The organism is Bacillus sp. jun7 (genome assembly GCF_051034795.1).
GTDB lineage: Bacteria > Bacillota > Bacilli > Bacillales > Bacillaceae > Bacillus > Bacillus velezensis.
Window position 1 is genome coordinate 2,057,414 of record NZ_CP093219.1, and the last position, 21,641, is coordinate 2,079,054.

The following is a 21,641-nucleotide window of genomic DNA, read 5'->3' on the forward strand; positions in this document are numbered from 1 at the left end:
GCTATGGCTTCAAAATCACTTTAATGTTGCCATCTTCTTTTTTGTCAAATATATCATATGCAGCAGGAGCTTCCGCAAGACTCATTTTGTGTGTAATGATATCTGTCGGATCAATTTCATTTTGTTCGATCAATTGATACAGCATCGGCATCAGATGAATAACGGGTGCCTGGCCCATTTTTAAAGAAACGTTGCGTGTGAAAAAATCGCCGAGCGGAAAGCCGTCCGCTTCAGAAATGTATGCGCCCGTGAGCTGCACGGTTCCGAACTTCTTAACGGCTTCTGATGCTGTAAGAATCGGGCTGATCGTTCCGAACTGATTCGGTTTTTGCTCTGCTTTTTCTTTTGAAAGCGGCGTGCCGTCCATTCCGACACAATCAATCACTACATCCGCGCCCCCTGACGTTTGTTCGTGCAGCAGTTTCCCGATCTCATCATGTTCTGAAAAATTGAAGGTCTCTGCTCCGTTTATGCGTCTCGCATGTTCAAGGCGGTGCGGGACTTGATCAACTGCGATAACCCGTTTAGCTCCTTTTTTCCACGCGAATTTTTGCGCCATTAAGCCGATCGGACCTGATCCCAGAATAACGACTGTATCTCCTTTCTTCACTCCGCTGTGCTGAACGCTCCAAAAGGCGGTCGGCATGACATCTGACAGAAGCAGCACCTGCTCATCTTCAAGCTCACTGTCTGCCGGAACCAGAAAAGAAGAGAAATCAGCGTAAGGAACACGTAAATATTCAGCCTGTCCGCCGGGATAATTTCCGTTAAACTCCGAAAAACCGAATAAACCGCCGGCATCTGTATGAGGATTTGGATTTGATTCATCACACTGGCTTTCCATCTGGTGCTTGCAATAATGACATTCTCCGCAGCCGATGTTAAAAGGAATCACGACCCGGTCGCCTTTTTTCAGTTTTTTGACTTGACTGCCCGTTTCTTCAACGATTCCCATCGGCTCATGCCCGACAATATAACCCGGATCGGCGGGTATTCCGTTTTTATATAAATGAAGGTCTGAACCGCATATCCCGGTTGCGGTGATTCGAACGATGACATCTCTCTCATCTTGAATGGCGGGTGCCGGGACTTCTTTCACTTCCATATGTTCTTTTCCTTGGTATGTCAATGCTTTCACACTTGGTCAGCTCCTTTTTCATCACTCCTTCCCTTTTCACCTGCTTCTAAACTTGGCCGGTATGTTATTCGGCCCGCTGAATATCCCATTGAAAAGGATCTTCAAGCTGCGACCAGTCGGAATCGAACTCAGACGGCGTGAGCAGGCACTGATCCAATTCCTTTGTAATGGCGGCTTCATCTAAATCTGTTCCGATAAACACCAAGTTCGTATGACGATCTCCGAATTGGTCGTCCCAATCTTCCAGAATCTCCGGTTCCTGCTTTTTGATCTGCTCCTGCTCAAGTTTCGGCATTGCCGCCACCCAATAAGAAACAGGCTCAACCGAAACCGCCGGACCCGCCTGAGACATCAGCAGCGCAAGGCTGTTGCGGGTTGCGCACCAAACAATTCCTTTTGCGCGCACAATGTTGTCAGGCATTGATTGATGCAGCCAGCTGTCAAAACGAACGGTATGAAACGGCAGACGCCGCGAGTACACAAACGAAGTGATGCCGTACTCTTCCGTTTCCGGAGTGTGCGCTTCATGACCTGCCGTCAGTTCCTTTATCCATCCTGCTGATGAACTCGCTTCCTCAAACTCAAATAAACCGGTATTCAATATGCATTCGGCGGGCACTTCTCCGCGAACGGACCGGATCAGTCTGGCACGGGGCTGTAATGCGCGAAGAACCGTTTCCAGCTGTTCAAGCTCTTTTTCGCCCACCATGTCGCATTTATTTAAAATGAGCACATCACAAAACTCGATTTGGTCAATTAATAAATCGGCAATCTCCCGTTCATCCTCTTCTCCCGCCGCTTCCTTCCGGTCAAGAAGGCTGTCACCGGACTGGAAATTATGCCAGAAGCGGTTTGCATCCACCACGGTCACCATTGTGTCCAGCCTGCAGAATGTTGTCAGATCAATGCCCATTTCTTCATCTATATAAGAAAATGTCTGGGCAACTGGAATCGGTTCGCTGATCCCTGTTGATTCAATGACAATATAATCAAACCTGCCGTCTTTCGCGAGTTTCTCAACTTCGACTAATAAATCTTCACGCAGCGTGCAGCAGATACAGCCGTTGGATAATTCTACAAGTTTCTCATCCGTCCTTGACAAACCGCCTCCCTGCTTCACCAAGCCCGCGTCTATATTTACTTCGCTCATGTCATTGACGATGACGGCAATTTTTAAACCGTTGCGGTTTTGTAAAATATGATTCAAAACGGTCGTCTTTCCGGCACCAAGATAGCCGCTCAATACTGTAACCGGAATTTTTTTCATATCAATAGCCCCCTGACAAAATAGAATGATTACGATTTATATCTCGCAACTGCCTTATTTTCATCATGATGTACATAGTTTTAAATCGTAATCGTTACTATTTATTTTGATGTATTCTCCGTTTAAAATCAAGTAAAAGTCAGACACATCACACGTTGTTTGTCCCCATCCATTGGTCTAACACGCAAAACGTCAACGATTTAATTGGTGAAGCCTTGGATCCGGACTGTAAAATGCCCGGTTTTAAGATGTGTGCGGTACGAATCAGCCCTATCTAATTTTCATAAAATTTTTAGATTTTTTCGTATTTTTTGTTACATTTCATAACATGCATCTTAAATATTTGTTTTTGCTGTGCTACGCTGAAAAAAACAAAGATAAGGAGCGGATCATCTGATGGGAAAAAAACAGCTAGTCCTTGTTGGAAATGGAATGGCCGGGGTAAGAGCGATTGAAGAAATACTGCGTGTTTCAAAAGACGAATTTGAGATTACAATATTCGGGGCCGAACCTCATCCCAACTATAACCGAATCCTTCTGTCAAAAGTGCTGCAAGGCGATACCGACATTCAAGACATTACGTTAAACGATTGGAACTGGTACAAAGAAAACAACATTCAGCTGTATACCGGTGAAACAGTCATCAAAGTCGACACGGAAAACCAAACCGTCATCACCGATGCAGACAGAATCCAGCCTTACGATGAACTCATTCTGGCGACAGGCTCTGTCCCTTTTATCCTTCCGATTCCGGGCGCAGACAAACAAGGCGTCACGGCATTCCGGGACATAAAAGATACCGACACGATGCTCGCCGCGTCAAAACAATATAAAAAAGCAGCCGTCATCGGCGGAGGACTGCTGGGTTTGGAAGCCGCGCGCGGACTGCTGAATCTCGGAATGGACGTGTCTGTCATCCACCTCGCCCCATTCCTGATGGAGCGCCAGCTTGACGCAGCGGCGGGACGCCTGCTGCAAAACGAATTAGAAAAACAAGGCATGACCTTTTTCCTTGAAAAGCAAACCGAAGAAATTCTCGGTACTGACCGTGTCGAAGGGATACGCTTCAAAGACGGCACAAGCATCGAAGCTGATCTGGTCGTCATGGCGGTCGGCATCCGCCCGAATACACAGCTTGGCACAGAAAGCGGCATTCCGGTAAACCGCGGAATCATTGTCAACGACTATATGCAGACTGACATTCCGCACATTTACGCGGTCGGTGAATGTGCCGAGCACCGCGGAATCGCATACGGTCTTGTGGCGCCGCTCTATGAACAGGCGAAAGTGCTCGCAAAGCATATTTGCGGCATTGAAACAAAACCGTATGAAGGCTCCGTTCTCTCCACTCAATTAAAGGTATCAGGCGTCGAAGTCTTCTCTGCCGGTGACTTTAACGAATCAGAGGACAAAAAAGCGATTAAAGTGTTCGATGAGCAGGACGGCATTTATAAAAAAATCGTCCTGAGGGGCAATCAAATTGTCGGCGCTGTTTTGTTCGGCGACAGCAGCGAGGGCAGCCGCCTGTTTTCAATGATTCAAAAAGAAGCCGATATCTCCGAAACTTCCAAGATATCAATCTTACAGCCTCTTGACCAGGAAGCAGGCGCAAGCATGACCGCGGCGATGAGCGACGATGAAATCATCTGCGGCTGCAACGGTGTATCAAAAGGCGCGATTATTCAAGCCATTCAGGAAAAAGGCTGCACATCAACGGACGAAATCAAAGCATGCACCGGGGCATCCCGTTCCTGCGGAGGCTGTAAACCGCTCGTGGAAGACATTCTTCAATATACACTGGGCTCAGAATTTGACGCGTCCGCGCAAAAAGAAGCGATTTGCGGCTGCACCTCACTGTCGAGAGATGAAGTCGTAGAAGAAATCAGAGCCAAAGGGCTGTCCCATACAAGAGAAATCATGAACGTGCTCGGCTGGAAAACGCCGGAGGGCTGCTCCAAATGCCGTCCTGCCCTCAACTACTACTTAGGCATGATTAATCCGGCTACATACGAGGATGACAGAACATCCCGTTTTGTGAACGAACGGATGCACGCCAATATTCAAAAAGACGGAACATACTCAGTCGTGCCCCGTATGTACGGCGGCGTGACCAACTCTCAGGATCTCCGCAAGATCGCCGATGTCGTCGACAAATATGAGATCCCGCTCGTTAAAATGACCGGCGGCCAGCGGATTGATCTCATCGGCGTCAAAAAAGAAGACCTGCCGAAAGTATGGGCCGAGCTTGATATGCCGTCAGGCTACGCGTACGGAAAAACACTCCGCACGGTAAAAACGTGCGTAGGCGAACAATTCTGCCGCTTCGGCACGCAAGACTCCATGGCACTGGGCATTGCGCTTGAGAAAACATTCGAAGGGCTCAATACGCCTCATAAGGTCAAAATGGCCGTGTCCGCCTGCCCTCGGAACTGTGCGGAATCAGGCATTAAGGACCTTGGCGTTGTCGGCATCGACGGAGGCTGGGAGCTTTATGTCGGTGGAAACGGCGGAACCCATTTGCGCGCCGGTGATTTGCTGATGAAAGTAAAAACGAATGAAGAAGTCTTAGAATATGCGGGTGCTTACCTTCAGTACTACAGAGAAACGGCAAACTATCTGGAGCGGACATCCGCATGGCTTGAGCGCGTCGGTTTATCTCATGTCCAATCCGTATTAAACGATCCGGAAAAACGGCAGGAGCTCAACGACAGAATGAATGAAACACTCTCTGTTCACAAAGATCCGTGGCAATACTTCCTTAAAGATAAAAAAGCATCTAAAGATCTATTCGAAAATGTCGTCACGACTTCATAAAACAGTAAGGGGGAACGGACATGGTTAATAAAGATATGACAAAGGTTTGCATAGGCAAAGTAAACGAATTACCGGAGGAGTTAGGAAAAACCGTATATATAGAAGATAAAGAGCTTGCCGTATTTAAGCTTTCTGACGGGAGCGTCCGCGCCGTCGAAAACCGCTGTCCCCATAAAGGGGGCGTCCTGGCTGAAGGCATCGTCAGCGGAGAATACGTCTTCTGCCCGATGCATGACTGGAAAATCTCCTTAGAAGACGGAAAAGTCCAAGAGCCGGATCATGGCTGTGTCAAAACATACGAAACACTGATTGAAGGAGAGAATGTATACCTCCTGTATTGAGCAAAGACCGGATCACTTTTTCAAGTGGTCCTTCATTTTTTAAATTGCTGAAGGGATGACGCCATCATGAAAAACGGAATCGTATATTTTGTCGGTGCCGGACCAGGAGACCCGGGGCTGATCACCGTAAAAGGAAAACAGGCTCTGGAGAAAGCGGATATCATTTTGTATGACCGGCTCGCAAACCCAAAGTTTCTTGAATATGCCTCACCGGACTGCCGGTTCATTTATTGCGGAAAGCTGCCCGACCGCCATTTTATGAAACAGTCTGAGATAAATGCCCTGCTGATTGAAAAAGCGGCGGAGGGCTGCACCGTCGTCCGCTTGAAAGGCGGAGACCCAAGTGTGTTCGGCAGAGTCGGCGAAGAAGCAGAGGCGCTTCATCAGCACGGCATCCGCTACGAAATGGTGCCCGGCATCACCTCGGGAATCGCAGCGCCGCTGTATGCGGGAGTCCCCGTCACCCATCGTGATTTCGCTTCGTCCTTCGCGATGATCACCGCTCATGATACATCATTGCAAGGCAGGCCGAATCTCGACTGGGAAGGGCTTGCCCGAAGCGTTCAAACGCTTGTGTTTTACATGGGCGTTAAAAATCTGTCATTTATATGCCGGCAGCTTACGGAGTACGGAAAATCCCCTTCCGTTCCCGTACTCGTCATTCAATGGGGGACGTGGGGGCGGCAGCGGAGCGTTAAAGGAACGCTTCAGGACATCCATGAAAAAGTTCAAAACCAAAACATCACCAACCCTGCCATTATCGTCATCGGTGATATTGTCAATTTTCAAACACACAGCTGGTTTGAAAGCAAACCGTTCATCGGGCGGCATATCATGGTTGTCACTCATGGCGATGAAGAACATACATTGACAGACAAGCTGCGCGAGTATGGCGCCGATGTTATTGAATGGCCGAAGCGGATCGTTAAAAAAATGCCCGCAAACGAAAACATCCTGAAACAGATCAGCACCTTTGAACAACTATTTTTCACATCACGCCTTGCGGTATGCGAATTCTTTGACACACTGGCTTTCAAGCAGATCGACATCCGCCGGGTGACCGCAAGCCTGAATGCAGCGACTGAAGCCGCAAAGACGGAACTGACAAAACGGGGCTTTCTCCTATCCGAATGTCAAATTGATTCTCCGCATTCACTCATTGTAGGAAGCCGTCAAGCAGCAGAAAACTTGTCAGACTCAAAATCATGCCCGCTTTATATCACCCATGAACATATCGCGGATGAGCGGTTCACTTCCATGATTGAACGCACGATCAGTGAGTCTCCTCTGCAAATGATTATCTGTACGGGCAAAGAATCCGCTCAGCATTTGATCAGCGCCGGAAAACAAATCGGCATATCACCGGATCCGTCGGCAAACCGCCCTCCCGTCATCTGCATGGGCGAAGACGTCCCCGCCGGCTGCGGGTTTACCGCTGTGAAAAACCAGGAGCAGTTATTTGCGTTTATACGAAATGAAATGAAAGACATGCTCGTTCACAGCTGATACGCCGGAATGCTTTTCTGACCCCCCAGACTCAACATCGGGGGTCAGCCTTTTTTATTGTGTCACCAATTTTTTATGGTGAGTCGAATACATCGCCATCTGATCCGCCTGCGGGTCCAAATAGGCTTTGGCGCTGTTCACGGCGGTCGGCCCCTCCGTGAAACCGCCTGCAATCAATCTGAGCTTGCTTTCATAATGGGCGGCGTCACCGGCGACAAACACGCCCGGAAGATTCGTCCGCATATGTCTGTCAGCTTTAATCCTGCCTTCTTCTATCTCAAGCCCCCAGTCCTTCATCGGGCCGAGATCAATTTTAAACCCGTGGTTGATAATGAGCTCATCAAGCTTGATGACTTCAGAAAGTCCGGACTCAGTTTGGCAAACGGTGACGCTCTCGATCCGTTCCCCTGTGCCGTTGAGAAGCTTCAGACGATACGGCGCAAGCACCCGCACGGAAGACCGCTTCATTTTCGCCACGCTGCTTTCCAAACCGCCGAACTCCTCCCTGCGGTGCAAAACGGTAACAGACGCCGCAATCGGTTCCAGCTCATTCGCCCAGTCAACCGCAGTATCTCCCCCTCCGGAAATCACGACATGCTTATCTCGAAACGCATCAAGCTTCTCCACCTTATAATGAAGGTTCTTTCCTGAATAACGGCTCGCATCCGCGCTGTCAAGTTCATTAACCTCAAGCGTCCCCATGCCGACGGCCAAAATCACCGTGCGCGTATAGTGCTTTTCCCCTTCGGAACTTTCGAGCACAATGGTTCCGTCTTCCAGCCGTTCAAATCCGGTCACCCGCTGATTCAACACGATATCCGGCTCAAATGTCGCCGCCTGCTCCTTCAGCTGCTTAATCAGCTGTTCCCCGGCAATCCCGGGTATTCCGCCGATATCCCGGATGATTTTTTCAGGAAAAAACATAGACACCTTTCCCCCGAGCCGCGGCAAAAACTCGATCACTTTCGTTTTCAGCTCCCGCATCCCGCAATAAAAAGCCGCAAACAGGCCGATCGGGCCTCCGCCTATAATCGTGACGTCGTACACCTCATGATTTTCCGCCATCGTTGTGCCTCCCGTTATATCTATACTTCATACATTTTTAATTGAGAATCAATATCAATGAAAGTATAACACATATTGAGGATCAGTGTTTATTCATTTCTCATCTTGCGGGAAAGGAGTGATTCAGAAGTGAGGTTCTGAGATTGATAAGCGGGAAGGTATTAAAACTGAAACCAGTACGGCGACTGGTTTCTTTTTTATCTCTTTTTCATCAGCATGATATCGAGATACAGCTGGCACCTTGTCCTGAAGTCGTTTAAATTAATTGATGTCATGTCAAGAATCTGTTTGATGCGGTAGTTCAATGTGTTTTGATGAATAAAAAGCTGTTCTGCGGCTGGTTTTGTTTTGCAGTTATTGAGGAGATAGATTTCTAACGTTTTCAGCAGTTCGGTGCTGCTTTCTCTGTCTTTGGCTTTTAATAACGCTAAATCATCGTTTACATATTCCAGTGAGGCGTTTTTTTCTTCGATGCTTTCAAGATAGCGGTAAATCCCGAGCTTACTGTATTCGTACGGGATATTTTCCTGATTTCCGGTAATTTCGGCGGCCTTTATGACTTCAAGGGCTTCTATATAACTTTTCCCGAGCTTCAGGATGCTGCTGTATTCATTGCCGATTCCGATATAGATGGGAGTGGGGATCTTCTGAAAGTGAAAATGAGTCAGCAGTTTGTGGATGAATTCAGATGCTGCCGAAGTGCCGGAGCTTTTTTGCGAGAAGCTTGCGACGACGATGACAATATTGGAATCAATGGTTAAGACGTGACTGACTTTATCCCGCAAATTCAAGTACGATTTGATATTTTCCTTTACATCTTCGACTGCCTCCCCATCCCCATTTGCGGCATGCAGGACGACTACCGAAAAAACCGACGGCAGCACGGCGTTCATCTTTTCCGCTTCCCGCCTGAACTCCTTTTCAGAGGAGAATTGCTGAAAGATCGCCCGTTTCACCAGGTCTTCCGCTCTCTCTTCTTTTTCCTGTTTCAGCCGGTTCGTTTTATAGATGATTTTTCCGACATGGAATGAAGTTTCATATAAAAAATCGAGCTCCTCGTCCGTCAAGTTTCGGTCGAGCTCCTGAATCCAGATGTAGCCCATCACTTCCCCTTTATGTTTTGCGCTTACAACCACTCTCTGATTCAGTCCGATACTGTCTATTTTTTCGACACGGAACGGTTCAGGAACGGTTTTCAGCTTTTCGATCACCCCGTCCTTCAGAAACCTTTCAAAAATCTGCACGGGGCATTTTTTTGAGAATATCGTCTGCTGGTTGGCGGAGTCGAAGTGATTAATGTAATAAGAATTATAGGCAAGCAAAAAGAAATCCGCGCTTTCCAGAATAACGGGCTTCTGCAATTCATAACTGATGAAATCAATTAATTTATCAATGTCCGTAAATGAAAAAACTCTCTCTAAAAGCTCTTCCATACCTATTTCTCCTATGCTCTTTTTATCTTTATCATACTCTGAGGGGTGACTTTTTGTATAGAAAAAAATTCATATACTCCCAAAACGGAATGATCCGAAAGCCTGTATCGTGAAAAGAGGAAAAAGGGCGGTCCCTTCTTCCTCTCGTTCCTTGCTTTTATTGAGAAAGTGTATCACGGTAGTCATGAAACTGATCTGTGACATCTTTTGACGGAGCCTGTGTCAATAAGCTGACGACAAATACAGCGGCAAGGCTTACAGCAAAGCCCGGAATGATTTCGTACAAAAAGTCTGAAAGACCGGCATTCGCCCAAATGATTACGGTAATCGCTCCCGCAATCATGCCGGCGAGTGCCCCCCATTTCGTCATCCGTTTCCAAAATAAACTGAGCAGTACGACCGGCCCGAATGAAGCGCCGAATCCCGCCCATGCATAGCTGACAAGACCAAGTATCGTGTTGTTTTTCTCCCAGGCGAGCACCAGAGCGACGATTGACACCGCAAGCACTGCCATTCTCCCCAGAAATACGAGTTCCTTATCAGAAGCTGAACGCCTGAACATGGACTTATACAAGTCCTCCACTAAAGAACTGGACGTAACGAGCAGCTGAGACGAAATCGTACTCATAATGGCCGCTAAAATCGCAGAAATGAGAAATCCCGTAATAATCGGGTGGAACAGAATGTTGCCGAGCTGAATAAAAATGGTTTCCGGATCATCCAGCTTCAACCCGCGCTGGTGGTAATACGCGATTCCCGCAAGACCCGTAAACAGCGCGCCGAGTGCAGACAAAATCATCCATCCCATTCCGATCCGTCTGGCGCGTTTGATCTCTTTCACAGATGTGATCGCCATAAAGCGCACAATAATATGCGGCTGCCCGAAATAGCCGAGCCCCCACGCAAATAAAGAAATAATGCCAAGGACGGTGGTCCCTTTGAACATATTAAACAGTTCCGGGTTGACGGAACGGATATCGGCAACGGTTTCTCCCGGGCCGCCCGTATGGAAAATCGTCACAATCGGCACGAGAATAAGCGCCGCAAACATAATGATCCCTTGGACAAAGTCCGTCCAGCTTACCGCCAAAAAGCCCCCGAACAAGGTGTAGGCGACAACGACGCCTGTCACGACCCACAGTCCCGTGTGGTAATTCAACCCTAAAATGCTGTTGAATAAGACGCCTCCGGATACCATGCCGGATGATACGTAAAATGTGAAAAAGACGAGAATGACAAGACCCGAAAACAGTCTGAGAAGCTTCGTATGATCACCGAAACGATTTTCAAGGAAACCCGGAATGGTGATGGAATTCCCCGCTTTTTCAGTATACGTTCTCAGCCTCGGCGCCACGAAAAGCCAGTTCGCCCATGCCCCGAGCACAAGCCCGATCACAATCCAAGCGCCGCTTAATCCTGTCGAGAACATGGCGCCCGGAAGCCCCATCAAGAGCCATCCGCTCATATCCGCCGCTCCCGCGCTGAGCGCTGTGACGGCAGGGCCTAAAGAACGCCCCCCGAGCATGTAATCCGTCAGATTTGACGTCCGTCTGTAGGCGAAATAACCGATAAACAGCATGCCCGCCATATAAATACAAATGGAAATAATCAACTGAATGTTTGCTATGGCATTTCCTCCTCCGCTTTATATGTTTATGGTGAAATGGACACCCCCCGCGAGGAGGATGCCCATTCAGTCCCTCTTAAAACATTTCACTGATTGTTTTCGCCTGCATGTGGAGGGCCAAATAATCCGGGCCGCCCGCTTTTGAATCAGTGCCGGACATTTTGAAGCCTCCGAACGGATGGTAGCCGACAATCGCTCCCGTACAATTGCGGTTGAAGTACAGGTTGCCGACATGGAATTCCTGTTTCGCCCGTTCAATATGTTTGCGGTTGTTTGTAATGACCGCGCCTGTCAGACCATATTCAGTATTGTTGGCCACTTCCAGTGCTTCATCAAAGTTTGATACTTTAGAAAACGCCACGACCGGCCCGAAGATTTCTTCCTGCATGAGTCTGGCTTTCGGATCAAGGTCAGCGAAGATCGTCGGCTTGATAAAGTAGCCTTTTGAATCATCTCCGGTGCCGCCGCTTACTAAACGGCCTTCTTCTTTTCCGATTTCGATGTAGCTCATGATCTTGTCGTAAGAACCTTGGTCGATGACAGGTCCCATATACACGTCAGCGCTGTCAGGGCTTGCCGTCACTTTTGATTCAGTGATTTCGATGACGCGCTCTAATACTTGATCATACACTTTTTCATGGACAACTGCACGTGAACCTGCAGAACATTTTTGTCCAGCGAAGCCGAATGCTGATGTAAAGATGGATTGAGCCGCCAATTCAATGTCCGCGTCCTCATCGACAACAACCGTATCTTTACCGCCCATTTCAGCGATAACACGCTTTAAGTGCTGCTGGCCCGGCTGCACTTTCGCCGCGCGTTCGAAAATTCTCGTACCGACTTCACGTGATCCCGTAAACGTAATGATGCTTGTTTTCGGGTGATCGACGAGATAGTCTCCCACTTCCGCTCCGCTTCCCGGCACAAAGTTGACAACGCCCTTCGGAAGACCTGATTCCTCAAGCACTTCTACGAATTTCGCCGCGATGACCGGTGTCGCGCTTGCCGGTTTAAGAACGACCGTGTTGCCCGTTACGATCGGTGCCACCGTCGTTCCCGCCATAATCGCAAAGAGGAAGTTCCATGGCGGAATGACGACCGTTACGCCGGTCGGTGTGTAGACATATTGGTTCTTCTCGCCTTCGCGGCTGTTGACCGGCTTGCCTTTTGCCAATTCAACCATCTGGCGCGCGTAGTATTCCATAAAGTCGATGGCTTCCGCCGTATCCGCATCAGCTTCGTTCCAAGGCTTTCCTGCTTCCTTGACGAGCAGGGCGGAGAATTCGTGCTTTCTGCGGCGGACTTTGGCAGCCGCGCGGAACAAAACGGCAGCTCTTTCTTCAGGGGATGTGTATCTCCACTCTTCGAACGCTTTCGCAGCCGCTTCAATCGCCTGCTCAGCGTGCTCCTGGGACGCCTTTGACACTTTTCCGACGACTTCTTCTTTGTCTGCAGGGTTAATGGATACGATTTTCGCTTCCGTCTCTACCTTTTCACCGTTGATGACGAGCGGATAATCTTTTCCCAGATACTCATTTACCGTCGCAAGCGCTTTCTTAAATTCTTCAACGTTCGATTGATCTTGGAAATTCGTGAATGGTTCGTGTTTATAAGGTGTAGTCATTGTCATCTCTCCCTTTTTTACTTCTTAGTCATTCCTTTAAAGGCGAATGCGATGTTTGAGGGGCGTTCGGCGAGCCGTCTCATGAAATAGCCGTACCAGTCATCCCCGTAAGGCAGGTAGACTCTCATGCGGTATCCTTCTTCCACCAGGCTGAGCTGGGTTTGCGAGCGCATGCCGTACAGCATCTGAAACTCAAAACGGTCGTTTGGAATGCCGTGCTCTTCGGCAAGCTGTTTTGTAAACTCGATCATTTTGTCATCATGCGTGGCAACTGCCGTATAATGTCCTTTTAAAAGCTGTTTGCGGATGAGTCTTTTATAATTTTCATCGACGTCGCTTTTTTCAGGATAGGCCACCTTTTCCGATTCTTTATAGGCTCCTTTGACAAGCCGCAGAAACGGATTCAGCGGGCTGAGGTCATCAAGATCCTTCTCCGTTCTGTACAGATAAGCCTGCACCACGGTGCTTACATATTCATACCGGCTCCGGAAGTCTTTAAAGATATCCAGCGTTTTCTGGCATCTCGTTTCATCTTCCATGTCAATCGTCACCATGACTTTATGTTTTTCAGCCGTCTGGAGGATTTTCGTCATATTTTCATAGACGAGATCGAGATCTATATCAAGACCTAAAGACGTCATTTTTAATGACACTTGGGAATTCAGCTGTTCATCAGCAATTAAGGCGATGGTCTGCATGCACTCCTCGGTGCGTTCTTTCGCAACGTCACCGCTGTTGACAAATTCCCCCAAATGATCGACAGTAACTGACAGCCCCTGGCTGTTCAAATGTCGGATTGTCGGGATAGAACTGCGGAAATCCATTCCTCCGATGATTTTGCCGGCTGCCACACGGCTTCCCCAGCTTCGCGCCATCTTATTGAGAAAGCTGCTCTTGGATAAAAATAAGAAAAAATCTCTTGTAATCACTTCCAACCTTAACACCCCGCAATCTAAGAAGTATTTGTATGAGTCTATTGTAAATGGACAAAACATCCTCTCACAATATTCTAAAAATACAAAGATTCTGATAAATTTTTGTGGTTTTACCACAATCAGCTTCTTAGATAGCAGGCGGATTATGCCGAAAAAAGGCGGACGGAAATGACGGCAATCGTCAATTTCCGCCTTTTTCCCCCCACGCCTCTTCGACGGTCTGAATCAATAGCTGATTCAGTTCCTCCGTTATGTCAGGTTTCGGTGTTTTGATCGTTTTGACATAGTGCCCGATGCGTTCTATTTCTTCTTCTATAAACGCGTGAATGATCATATTTCTCGGTTCCGGAGCCAGCTCCTGACCGCTTTTTTTCCTTGTAAGCAGTGTATTGATTTCAGAAATGAGCGCTTCATCCGTCAATAAGGCATCGGCCAGTACGGGAAATGACATCGGCGGTACGGAGCCGAACGTTTCAATCCATCTGCAGGCAAGGAGAGGACGCAGAACATAAAAATACTTTTTAATCTTCACTTCACTGCCCTGCAATTCCGTTTTTTCATTCCGTTTTGCCATATTGAGATAATGATAAATGCCGGCTTCAGGCGAAAAGGCGCGGATTTTCAGTTTTCGAAGCTTTTCAGCCGCTGAGAAAGCTTCATAATAGATCATCTCAGAAGAGAGCCATTCCAAAAGAGGCGGATTTGATTTTTTAAAAAGCCGCAGCGCTTTTCTCAGTTCCCAGCCGCTGATGTCAAGCATGTCATGAATCGGCTCTTCTATGACATCCCTATGCGGTTCGATCGAAAAGTACCATTCTTTTTTCGGCACATAGAGAAACCGCACATCGTAGTCGCTGTCGCTTGACGGAAATCCCCATGCGCGGCTCCCTGATTCTACGGCGTAAAGCACCTTGACGCCGTGCTGTGCTTCAATTCGTTTTAATTCTTCGATGATCCTTTGTTTCATCTGTATCCGTCCTTTTCCGTGATCATTCCTGAAAAAAGCCCAAGTACTTGGGCTTTTCGCTGTCGTCAGCCTTTCAGATGCGCTTTCAGAAAGGCCAGCTTTTCCGTATGGAAAGAAGGTATGTATTCATGTCCGAAATATCGGTACACCTTCAATTCTTTTTCCGTTTCCAGATGATTGTAAGCGGCAAACACCGTCGACGGCGGAGTCACGCGGTCAATCAGCCCGATGGACATGAGCACCGGAACTTTTACGCGGTCCGCCAGATTCATGATATCAAAATAGGCCAGTGTATTCATCGCGGCCTTCTCCGTTTCAGGGCTGCCGTTCTTTCTGAAAAAGGAGTTAATCTCAAGATACGGCTCATCAAGGGCGACATCAATGGCCCGCTCAAAATTGCTTAAATAAGGATAATCGGCCGCAACCGCTCTCGGAATGTCAGATAGTGCAGCCGCGGCGATTGAAAGTCCGCCTCCCTGGCTCCCCCCGATGACGGCGATTCTCGTCTCATCCACTTCATCAAAGCCGCTGATGACTTCCAAAGCCCGGACGGCGTCTAAGTACACGCCGCGGTAATAATATGTATCTTTATCTAAAATCCCTTTCGTCATCCAGCCGGGAACGTGTCCGTGCGGTGAAACGCTTGTATCTGTGCTGCTGTGCTGGCCGCGGACAAGCATGCCGAACGCGGCATATCCGTGAAGCGCCCAATTTACGATGTCATGTATATCCCCGTCATAGCTCGCGTTGTAGCCGTGATATTTCACGATGGCCGGATGCGGTCCTTGCCGGTCGGGAACGGCGTACCATCCCTCAATTTCCGCCTTGCCGAAGCTTCGGTATGTCAGCCGGAATACTTTCACGCCGTCAGCCGGGTAGCTTTCAGCCGTCAATTCAGGCTTTGCCTCTACCTTTGCAAGCTCATGTAATGATGATGCCCAAAAATCCGAAAAGTCATGAGGAGCGGTTTTATTTGGTTTATAGGTTTGCAGTTGGTCGAGCGGCAAGTCGTATAATTGCATATCCGATTATTCTCCTTTGTTTTATAAGATTTAATTTTCTGACTCTATCTTAACACGATTTTACACTCATTTTCTAAACATTTTAATAAACGTTTGTTTAAAAGAAAACAAAAAAGCCGTACGCTCACAGCGTCACGGCTCTTTTTACATCGGCTGATACAGATCCCAGCCGATTTTTAACGTTTCTACGATATAATCGGCGATTTCTTCTGGTTCCAGATTATCCGTCGCCACTTTTGAATTATGTTTATCATAGATGCTTTGGCGCTCGTTAAAGAGCTGCTGCATTTCATCCATGGAACGGTTATGCAGAACGGGACGGCTTTCAATCAGCAGGTCAGCCCGCTGCTTCCAATTCTCCCATGATAAATCAAGATGGAGCACGAGACAGTTTTCAAGGCAGCACTGTCTGATTTCCTCTTGTTTAAACGAACCGCCCCCAAGTGACACGATCTTGAATTTCGTATTGCGGCAGATATCTAATATATAGTCCTTTTCAGTCTGACGGAAAAAGGCTTCACCTTTTTTCTCAAACATTTCAGGGATGGACATATTGAAATCTTTCTCAATCTGCAAATCAATATCAATGAAGTCTCTGTATAATTTCTTAGCGACCAGCTGGCCGATTGTTGTCTTTCCGACACCCATGAATCCGATCAGTACGATGTTTCTTTCTCTTACGGGAATGGCACGTTTTGCGTTCATCTTCGGCGAAATCCTCCTAAGAAATGAAAAAGTTATGTTTATTATATGATAACCCAATATTGAAATATAGAGATAATGCAATGAAAGAAAACCCATCCTTTATAAGAAGAGATGAGTTTTTCTTTCTATCGGAGCGTAATGCGTTCCACCTTTCCGACAATGAAAATATAAGAAAATGCCCCGATAAATGCGACAGCGCCGACAAACAGAATCGCTCCGTTATATGAACCGGTCGCAGAAACGATAAACCCGATGATAAGCGGGGTGATAATGCCGGCCATATTGGCGAAAAAGTTAAACACGCCTCCTGCCAATCCGATTGTTTCGCTTGGCGCCACCTCACTCAGCATCGTCCAGGATATATTGGACATGCCCTGCGCAAAAGAAGCAATGGATAAGATCGTCAAAACCGCAGGAGCAGAATCCGTAACATTCGCGAGCACGATGGAGCCTGTCAGCAGAAGACCGAGGATGACGGGGGTTTTCCGGGCAACGTTCACCGACACGCCCCGTTTCATCATTCCGTCAGACCAATATCCGCCGAACAATACGCCGAAAAAGGCGGCGATATACGGGATTGATGCGGCGAAGCCGACTTTTAAGAATGCCATGTGCTTTGCCTCCGCCAGATAAGTCGGAAACCATGTCAAAAAGAAGAACAGCGTGGAGGCTACGGCGAATTGGCCGATATACAAGCCGACAAGCTTGCGGTATTTAAGAAGCTGGACGAAATCCCGCCACGTGATCCTGCCGGCTGATTCAGACACCTCTGTCAGTCCGCCGCCTTCTCTAATATAATCAAGCTCTTCCCGGTTCACTTTCCGGTACCGATTCGGCTCGTGATACATTTTGAACCAGAAAACGGAGAAAACAAGCCCGAGCACCCCTGAGGAAATAAAGACGGCGCGCCAGTCAAATGCCGTTAACACCCAGAATAAAACCGGTGTGGCGAACGCCAGTCCCACATATTCCCCCGCCGTATAAACACCCGTGGCAAAGGCGCGTTCCCGCCTTGGAAACCATGTCGTGACAATCCGATTGTTTGCCGGAAACGCAGGCGATTCAGCCAGCCCGATAATCAGGCGGCAGCCGAATAAAAATCCGAAACTGGCCGCAAAAGCCTGCACTCCGGTGAAAACAGACCAGATCATTAAAGAAACGCCGTACGTCCGTTTTGACCCGAATTTGTCCAAAATGAGCCCGCCGGGAATCTGCATACCCGTATAGGTCCAGCTGAATGCGGAAAAGACGACGCCCAAAAGCGCGGGGCTTATGTTCAGCGATGTCTGAATGGACGGGGCGGCGATGGATACACTGGCACGGTCTATATAATTAATCGCAGTGATAAAAAACAAAAGAAACAGTATCACATAACGAGCGCGAGTCGGTTTATTGCGGACGGGACCGAAGTCCGTCAGCTCCGTTTCATTTTTCAATGGCTTCTCCCCCCTTACTCGAATGAAATTAATTGTACAACACTTCGGTCAATTATTTAATACTTTGACGCAAAAAAGCGCTAAACAATTTGTGCGCCGCACTGACACCCCGCTTATAAAAGTGTCTGCCCTTTTCACCTGTTTATCCGTATCTCACCCGGGGAAAAGTACACATATGATAGACAGTTACGGGAGGATTACCGATGAAACTGAGTTTTTGCACGACAGGATTTAAAAAAAAGCATATTTTCGACATCATTTCTTTCGCGAAGGAGCACTCCTTTGACGGAATCGAACTGTGGTACGGACACGCTAAACAATATATAGAGGAAATCGGCCCGCTCGACAGGCTTGATCAGCAGCTTCAGGAGGAAGGCCTCGGGGTGCCTGCCGTCAGTTTGTACACTGACTTCGCCGCTCAGGATGAAAGGCAGGCGTTAAAGGATGTTCAAGGGGCATTAAGCGCGGCACGACAGCTGCACAGCCCCTTGATCAGAGTCTTTGCCGGCAATCTTCCTTCGCATCGGACGTCACCGGAAAAGTGGCAACGTGCGGTTGATCAATTTCAGCAGGCGGCACGGCTCGCAGATGACTATGAAGTCGATATCGGGCTTGAGATTCATTACGATACGTACGCGGATACACCGGAGGCGGCACTGGCATTTTTGGAGGATGTCGGACATCCGCGGGTCCGCACCATTTTTGACGGCTCCAACCTACACGTCAATCACGTTGACCAAATGTCCGCTTTAGAAAAGCTGTATCATACCGTCAGCCATATTCATCTGAAAAACTATCACTGGAATTTTGACAACTGGTATCTCAGCAAGCCAACTCCGATTTTCCAAGGAGATCTCGATCAAAAAGCATTTTTAAAAGAGCTGATGAACAGACAATATGACGGTTTTGTTTCTCTTGAGTATTTTGGAGAACATGCCTTTACGCATATAAAGGAATCGCTCCGGGAATATACGTCTGTTTTTTCCCGCTGACTCTTCGATCGAAGGGTCTTTTTTTTGTATCATATAGAAAAAGGGGGATATCATGATGATCATTTGGATAAATGGGGCTTTCGGTTCCGGAAAAACACAAACAGCGTTTGAACTGCACAGAAGACTGAAACCGTCTTACGTATATGATCCTGAAAAGATGGGGTTTGCGATGCGTTCGATGATACCGCCGGATATCGCTGAAGATGACTTTCAAAGCTACCCTCTGTGGCGGGAATTCAATTACAGCATGCTTTCCTATTTGTCAGATACATATCAGGGCATCATCATTGTGCCCATGACCATTACGAACGATCAATACTTCCATGACATTATCAGCAGGCTGAGACAGGATGGCCGGACCATTCACCACTTTACCCTGCTGGCTTCAAAGGAAACATTGCTGAAACGCCTGCGCACCAGAGCGGAAGGAAAAAACTCCTGGGCCGCAAAACAAATCGACCGCTGCATCAACAGCCTGTCTGATAGCCTCTTCACAGAACATCTCCATACAGACCAAATGTCTATTCAGCAGGCCGCAGAAACGATCGCTGCCCATGCAAATCTGCCTCTTAAGCCTGATTCGAGAGGCAGCCTTCGAAGATTTACCGACAAATTAATGGTGAAGCTGAATCATATCCGTATCAAATAAAAAAGCGTTTTGAAAACATGTCCCTGATCCATGCAAATGGATCAATAAATAAAAAGTCCCTCCGAAGGGATGTTTTTTCAAATTAAGAAAAAAATTTAGAAACATAGAAGTAATTATATGGATAATCGTCTAATTATTAACACTGTAATACATTTCATTTGAAAAGGGAGTGTTCGAAATGAAATTCAAAAAAGTGTTAACCGGTTCTGCGCTGTCTCTTGCCTTACTGATGTCTGCCGCTCCTGCCTTTGCCGCATCACCAACAGCATCCGCATCCGTGGAAAATAGCCCAATCTCAACGAAAGCAGATGCCGGCATTAATGCCATCAAACTCGTTCAAAGCCCTAACGGCAACTTCGCTGCTTCTTTCGTTTTAGATGGAACAAAGTGGATTTTCAAAAGCAAATACTATGACAGCAGCAAAGGGTATTGGGTAGGAATTTATGAAAGTGTAGATAAATAAAAACGATAAACAATAACCTCCCTTTCAAAAGGGAGGTTTTTTCATTCTATTTCCACCAATCATCAAACATTGATGCCGGCACCTGGCGCTTGTGCTCCGTACTGAGGTAGCGTTTTTCCAGCGCCTCAATCACTTCGGAAGAAACATCCTTGCCTTCTAAATAATCATCAATGTCATTGTATGTGATGCCGAGTTCGGTCTCATCCGTCTGCTGCGGTTTTTCATCGAGCAGATCGGCCGTCGGTAATTTCAAATACAGGCGTTCCGGCGCGCCGAGTTCTTCTAATAAACGTCTGCCCTGGCGTTTCGTTAATCCGGTCAGCGGCAGCAGATCAGCTCCGCCGTCACCGTATTTCGTGAAGAAACCGGTCACCGCCTCGGCCGCATGGTCGGTTCCGATGACAAGCAGCCCCTCTTGTCCGCCGATGGCATATTGAGCGATCATTCTCATTCTGGCTTTTACATTTCCTTTGTTAAAGTCAGACAGCTGATCGCCCGTGTCTTTTTTATACTGATCAGCGAACGCGCTGACAGCGGACTTAATATCAAATGTCCATGATTTATCAGGTTTAATGAATTTGAGCGCCAATTGGGCGTCATCCTCATCCTGCTGTGTGCCGTGCGGAAGACGGACGGCGATAAATTCCGCGTTTCCGCCTTCTTCTCTGATGCTTTCAGCCGCCAATTGGGCGAGGCGTCCCGCAAGCGTGGAATCCTGCCCCCCGCTGATGCCGAGCACAAAGCCTTTGGCACCTGTTTTTTTCAAATATTGTTTCAGAAAGTTCACTCTGTCCTCAATTTCTTGTTTCGGATCAATTGAGGGTTTTACATGGAGATCATTCATAATTTGTTTCTGGATGCTCATCCCAATCACTCCTCCTGCATTGTTTCTTTATGATTCATTTCCCGTTCATACTGAAAATGAATCATGCCACTATGTACGACTCTCTGTTAAATATAGCACAGGTGCAGTTTTTAAGTGAATCAAATACACCGGGATCAGCTGATTTCCACCCGCAGCGCCGTGATGCTGTCCCCGTTGCATTTCCCTTTTTCGATCGGACAGGATGAAAACGCGACGACGAGATCCATTTCCGCACGGAGCCGTACATAATCACCCGCGTCAGAAAGAGGGGTTTCGACTGATAAGTTCCCCTTCTCATCGAGCACCGTGTTCATAAAGATGGCAAATGGGTAATGCATATGCGGCCGCGGCACCCCGAACGGTTCAAGCGCCCCGCTCATATTGTCATAGCACGTATCCTGGAGCTCGTCTTTATGCTTTCCGTATAAAAGCCTGTTCATATCCGGACGGCAGGCGGGAAGCAGCAAGTCGTGCTTGCCGACTGTATCCTCAATCAGCGTCAGCATCGGCTTGTATAAATTCGAATAAATATGATCACCCGTTTTTACATGAATGGACTGGTTGGCATCGATCGTCGCGCCCTGATCAAGATGTTCATAAAAGTCCTTGGCATGATACGCCGTAAAATCAGCCACCTGCTGTCCTTCCACATCGACAACTTTTATAATCTGCCCTTTGTGAACCTTCAGGCCGAGCCCTTTTTTCGGCGGTACGATAAATTGCTGTGTCATCAGACTGCTCCTTTTTTTCTTCTATTATGAACTCCGGCCGTTTGTTTCATGTAAAGCAATT

The 21,641-nt window shown here is 47.7% G+C and carries 19 protein-coding genes and 1 pseudogene; 7 read left to right on the forward strand and 13 right to left on the reverse strand.

Features of this window, described 5'->3' with window-relative positions; all coding sequences use genetic code 11:
• Position 1: 1 nt before the first annotated feature.
• The gene (locus tag MJQ52_RS09795) at positions 2 to 1,138 is read right to left on the reverse strand and encodes a zinc-dependent alcohol dehydrogenase (protein ID WP_077721769.1); all 1,137 of its coding nucleotides are present in this window, start codon (positions 1,136 to 1,138) and stop codon (positions 2 to 4) included.
• 64 nt (positions 1,139 to 1,202) lie between these two features.
• Positions 1,203 to 2,405 (reverse strand): GTP-binding protein, encoded by a 1,203-nt coding sequence (locus MJQ52_RS09800; protein WP_043866820.1) that lies wholly within the window; start codon positions 2,403 to 2,405, stop codon positions 1,203 to 1,205.
• 152 nt (positions 2,406 to 2,557) lie between these two features.
• On the opposite strand from MJQ52_RS09800, the pseudogene MJQ52_RS09805 reads away from it, so the two are divergent.
• The 4 genes and pseudogenes from MJQ52_RS09805 to cobA all read left to right on the forward strand — a co-directional run.
• A pseudogene (locus MJQ52_RS09805) lies at positions 2,558 to 2,683 on the forward strand (hypothetical protein); the annotation flags it as partial.
• A gap of 118 nt (positions 2,684 to 2,801) precedes the next feature.
• Complete coding sequence (gene nasD, locus MJQ52_RS09810; protein WP_434181779.1) at positions 2,802 to 5,219, forward strand: NADPH-nitrite reductase; 2,418 nt, start codon at positions 2,802 to 2,804, stop codon at positions 5,217 to 5,219.
• Between the two features lie 20 nt (positions 5,220 to 5,239).
• Complete coding sequence (gene nirD / locus MJQ52_RS09815; RefSeq protein WP_007409365.1) at positions 5,240 to 5,560, forward strand: nitrite reductase small subunit NirD; 321 nt, start codon at positions 5,240 to 5,242, stop codon at positions 5,558 to 5,560.
• Between the two features lie 66 nt (positions 5,561 to 5,626).
• Positions 5,627 to 7,066 (forward strand): uroporphyrinogen-III C-methyltransferase, encoded by a 1,440-nt coding sequence (gene cobA / locus MJQ52_RS09820; RefSeq protein ID WP_065180939.1) that lies wholly within the window; start codon positions 5,627 to 5,629, stop codon positions 7,064 to 7,066.
• 54 nt (positions 7,067 to 7,120) lie between these two features.
• On the opposite strand, the gene MJQ52_RS09825 is transcribed toward cobA, so the two are convergent.
• The 9 genes from MJQ52_RS09825 to MJQ52_RS09865 all read right to left on the reverse strand — a co-directional run bounded on the left by MJQ52_RS09825 (position 7,121) and on the right by MJQ52_RS09865 (position 17,880).
• A complete protein-coding gene (locus MJQ52_RS09825) occupies positions 7,121 to 8,131 on the reverse strand; it encodes an NAD(P)/FAD-dependent oxidoreductase (RefSeq protein ID WP_017419373.1) in 1,011 nt (336 codons plus the stop codon).
• A gap of 197 nt (positions 8,132 to 8,328) precedes the next feature.
• Positions 8,329 to 9,564, reverse strand: coding sequence for a PucR family transcriptional regulator (locus MJQ52_RS09830; protein ID WP_003156600.1), 1,236 nt, complete (start codon positions 9,562 to 9,564; stop codon positions 8,329 to 8,331).
• Positions 9,565 to 9,721: 157 nt separating this feature from the next.
• Positions 9,722 to 11,143: a sodium/proline symporter PutP gene (gene putP, locus MJQ52_RS09835; RefSeq protein WP_229024497.1), complete on the reverse strand. Its 1,422-nt coding sequence runs from the start codon at positions 11,141 to 11,143 to the stop codon at positions 9,722 to 9,724.
• Between the two features lie 124 nt (positions 11,144 to 11,267).
• Entirely contained in the window at positions 11,268 to 12,815 is a 1,548-nt protein-coding gene (pruA, locus tag MJQ52_RS09840; protein WP_003156602.1) for an L-glutamate gamma-semialdehyde dehydrogenase, read from the reverse strand.
• A gap of 17 nt (positions 12,816 to 12,832) precedes the next feature.
• Positions 12,833 to 13,744 carry a proline dehydrogenase family protein gene (locus tag MJQ52_RS09845; protein ID WP_088037528.1) on the reverse strand — a complete coding sequence of 304 codons (912 nt, stop codon included), beginning with the start codon at positions 13,742 to 13,744 and terminating at the stop codon, positions 12,833 to 12,835.
• 187 nt (positions 13,745 to 13,931) lie between these two features.
• Positions 13,932 to 14,717 carry a nucleotidyltransferase domain-containing protein gene (locus MJQ52_RS09850; RefSeq protein ID WP_044053434.1) on the reverse strand — a complete coding sequence of 262 codons (786 nt, stop codon included), beginning with the start codon at positions 14,715 to 14,717 and terminating at the stop codon, positions 13,932 to 13,934.
• 65 nt (positions 14,718 to 14,782) lie between these two features.
• On the reverse strand, positions 14,783 to 15,739 hold the full coding sequence (gene cah / locus MJQ52_RS09855) for a cephalosporin C deacetylase (RefSeq protein WP_003156607.1): 957 nt from the start codon (positions 15,737 to 15,739) through the stop codon (positions 14,783 to 14,785).
• A 144-nt stretch (positions 15,740 to 15,883) separates the two neighbouring features.
• On the reverse strand, positions 15,884 to 16,444 hold the full coding sequence (locus MJQ52_RS09860) for a shikimate kinase (protein ID WP_003156609.1): 561 nt from the start codon (positions 16,442 to 16,444) through the stop codon (positions 15,884 to 15,886).
• Positions 16,445 to 16,569: 125 nt separating this feature from the next.
• Entirely contained in the window at positions 16,570 to 17,880 is a 1,311-nt protein-coding gene (locus MJQ52_RS09865) for an MFS transporter (protein WP_014304305.1), read from the reverse strand.
• Positions 17,881 to 18,083: 203 nt separating this feature from the next.
• Between MJQ52_RS09865 and MJQ52_RS09870 the strand changes: the two genes are divergently transcribed.
• The 3 genes from MJQ52_RS09870 (at position 18,084) to MJQ52_RS09880 (ending at position 19,984) form a co-directional block, all read left to right on the forward strand.
• Entirely contained in the window at positions 18,084 to 18,872 is a 789-nt protein-coding gene (locus MJQ52_RS09870; RefSeq protein WP_003156612.1) for a sugar phosphate isomerase/epimerase family protein, read from the forward strand.
• 55 nt (positions 18,873 to 18,927) lie between these two features.
• Positions 18,928 to 19,521, forward strand: a complete 594-nt coding sequence (gene tmrB / locus MJQ52_RS09875) for a tunicamycin resistance ATP-binding TmrB (protein ID WP_057080010.1) — start codon at positions 18,928 to 18,930, stop codon at positions 19,519 to 19,521.
• 178 nt (positions 19,522 to 19,699) lie between these two features.
• Positions 19,700 to 19,984, forward strand: coding sequence for an antimicrobial peptide LCI (locus tag MJQ52_RS09880; protein WP_003156618.1), 285 nt, complete (start codon positions 19,700 to 19,702; stop codon positions 19,982 to 19,984).
• Positions 19,985 to 20,030: 46 nt separating this feature from the next.
• On the opposite strand, the gene nadE is transcribed toward MJQ52_RS09880, so the two are convergent.
• Together nadE and MJQ52_RS09890 are read right to left on the reverse strand one after the other, a co-directional pair.
• Complete coding sequence (gene nadE, locus MJQ52_RS09885) at positions 20,031 to 20,849, reverse strand: ammonia-dependent NAD(+) synthetase (protein ID WP_007409061.1); 819 nt, start codon at positions 20,847 to 20,849, stop codon at positions 20,031 to 20,033.
• Positions 20,850 to 20,983: 134 nt separating this feature from the next.
• Positions 20,984 to 21,580, reverse strand: coding sequence for a DUF1989 domain-containing protein (locus MJQ52_RS09890; RefSeq protein ID WP_011996295.1), 597 nt, complete (start codon positions 21,578 to 21,580; stop codon positions 20,984 to 20,986).
• Positions 21,581 to 21,641 lie beyond the last annotated feature (61 nt).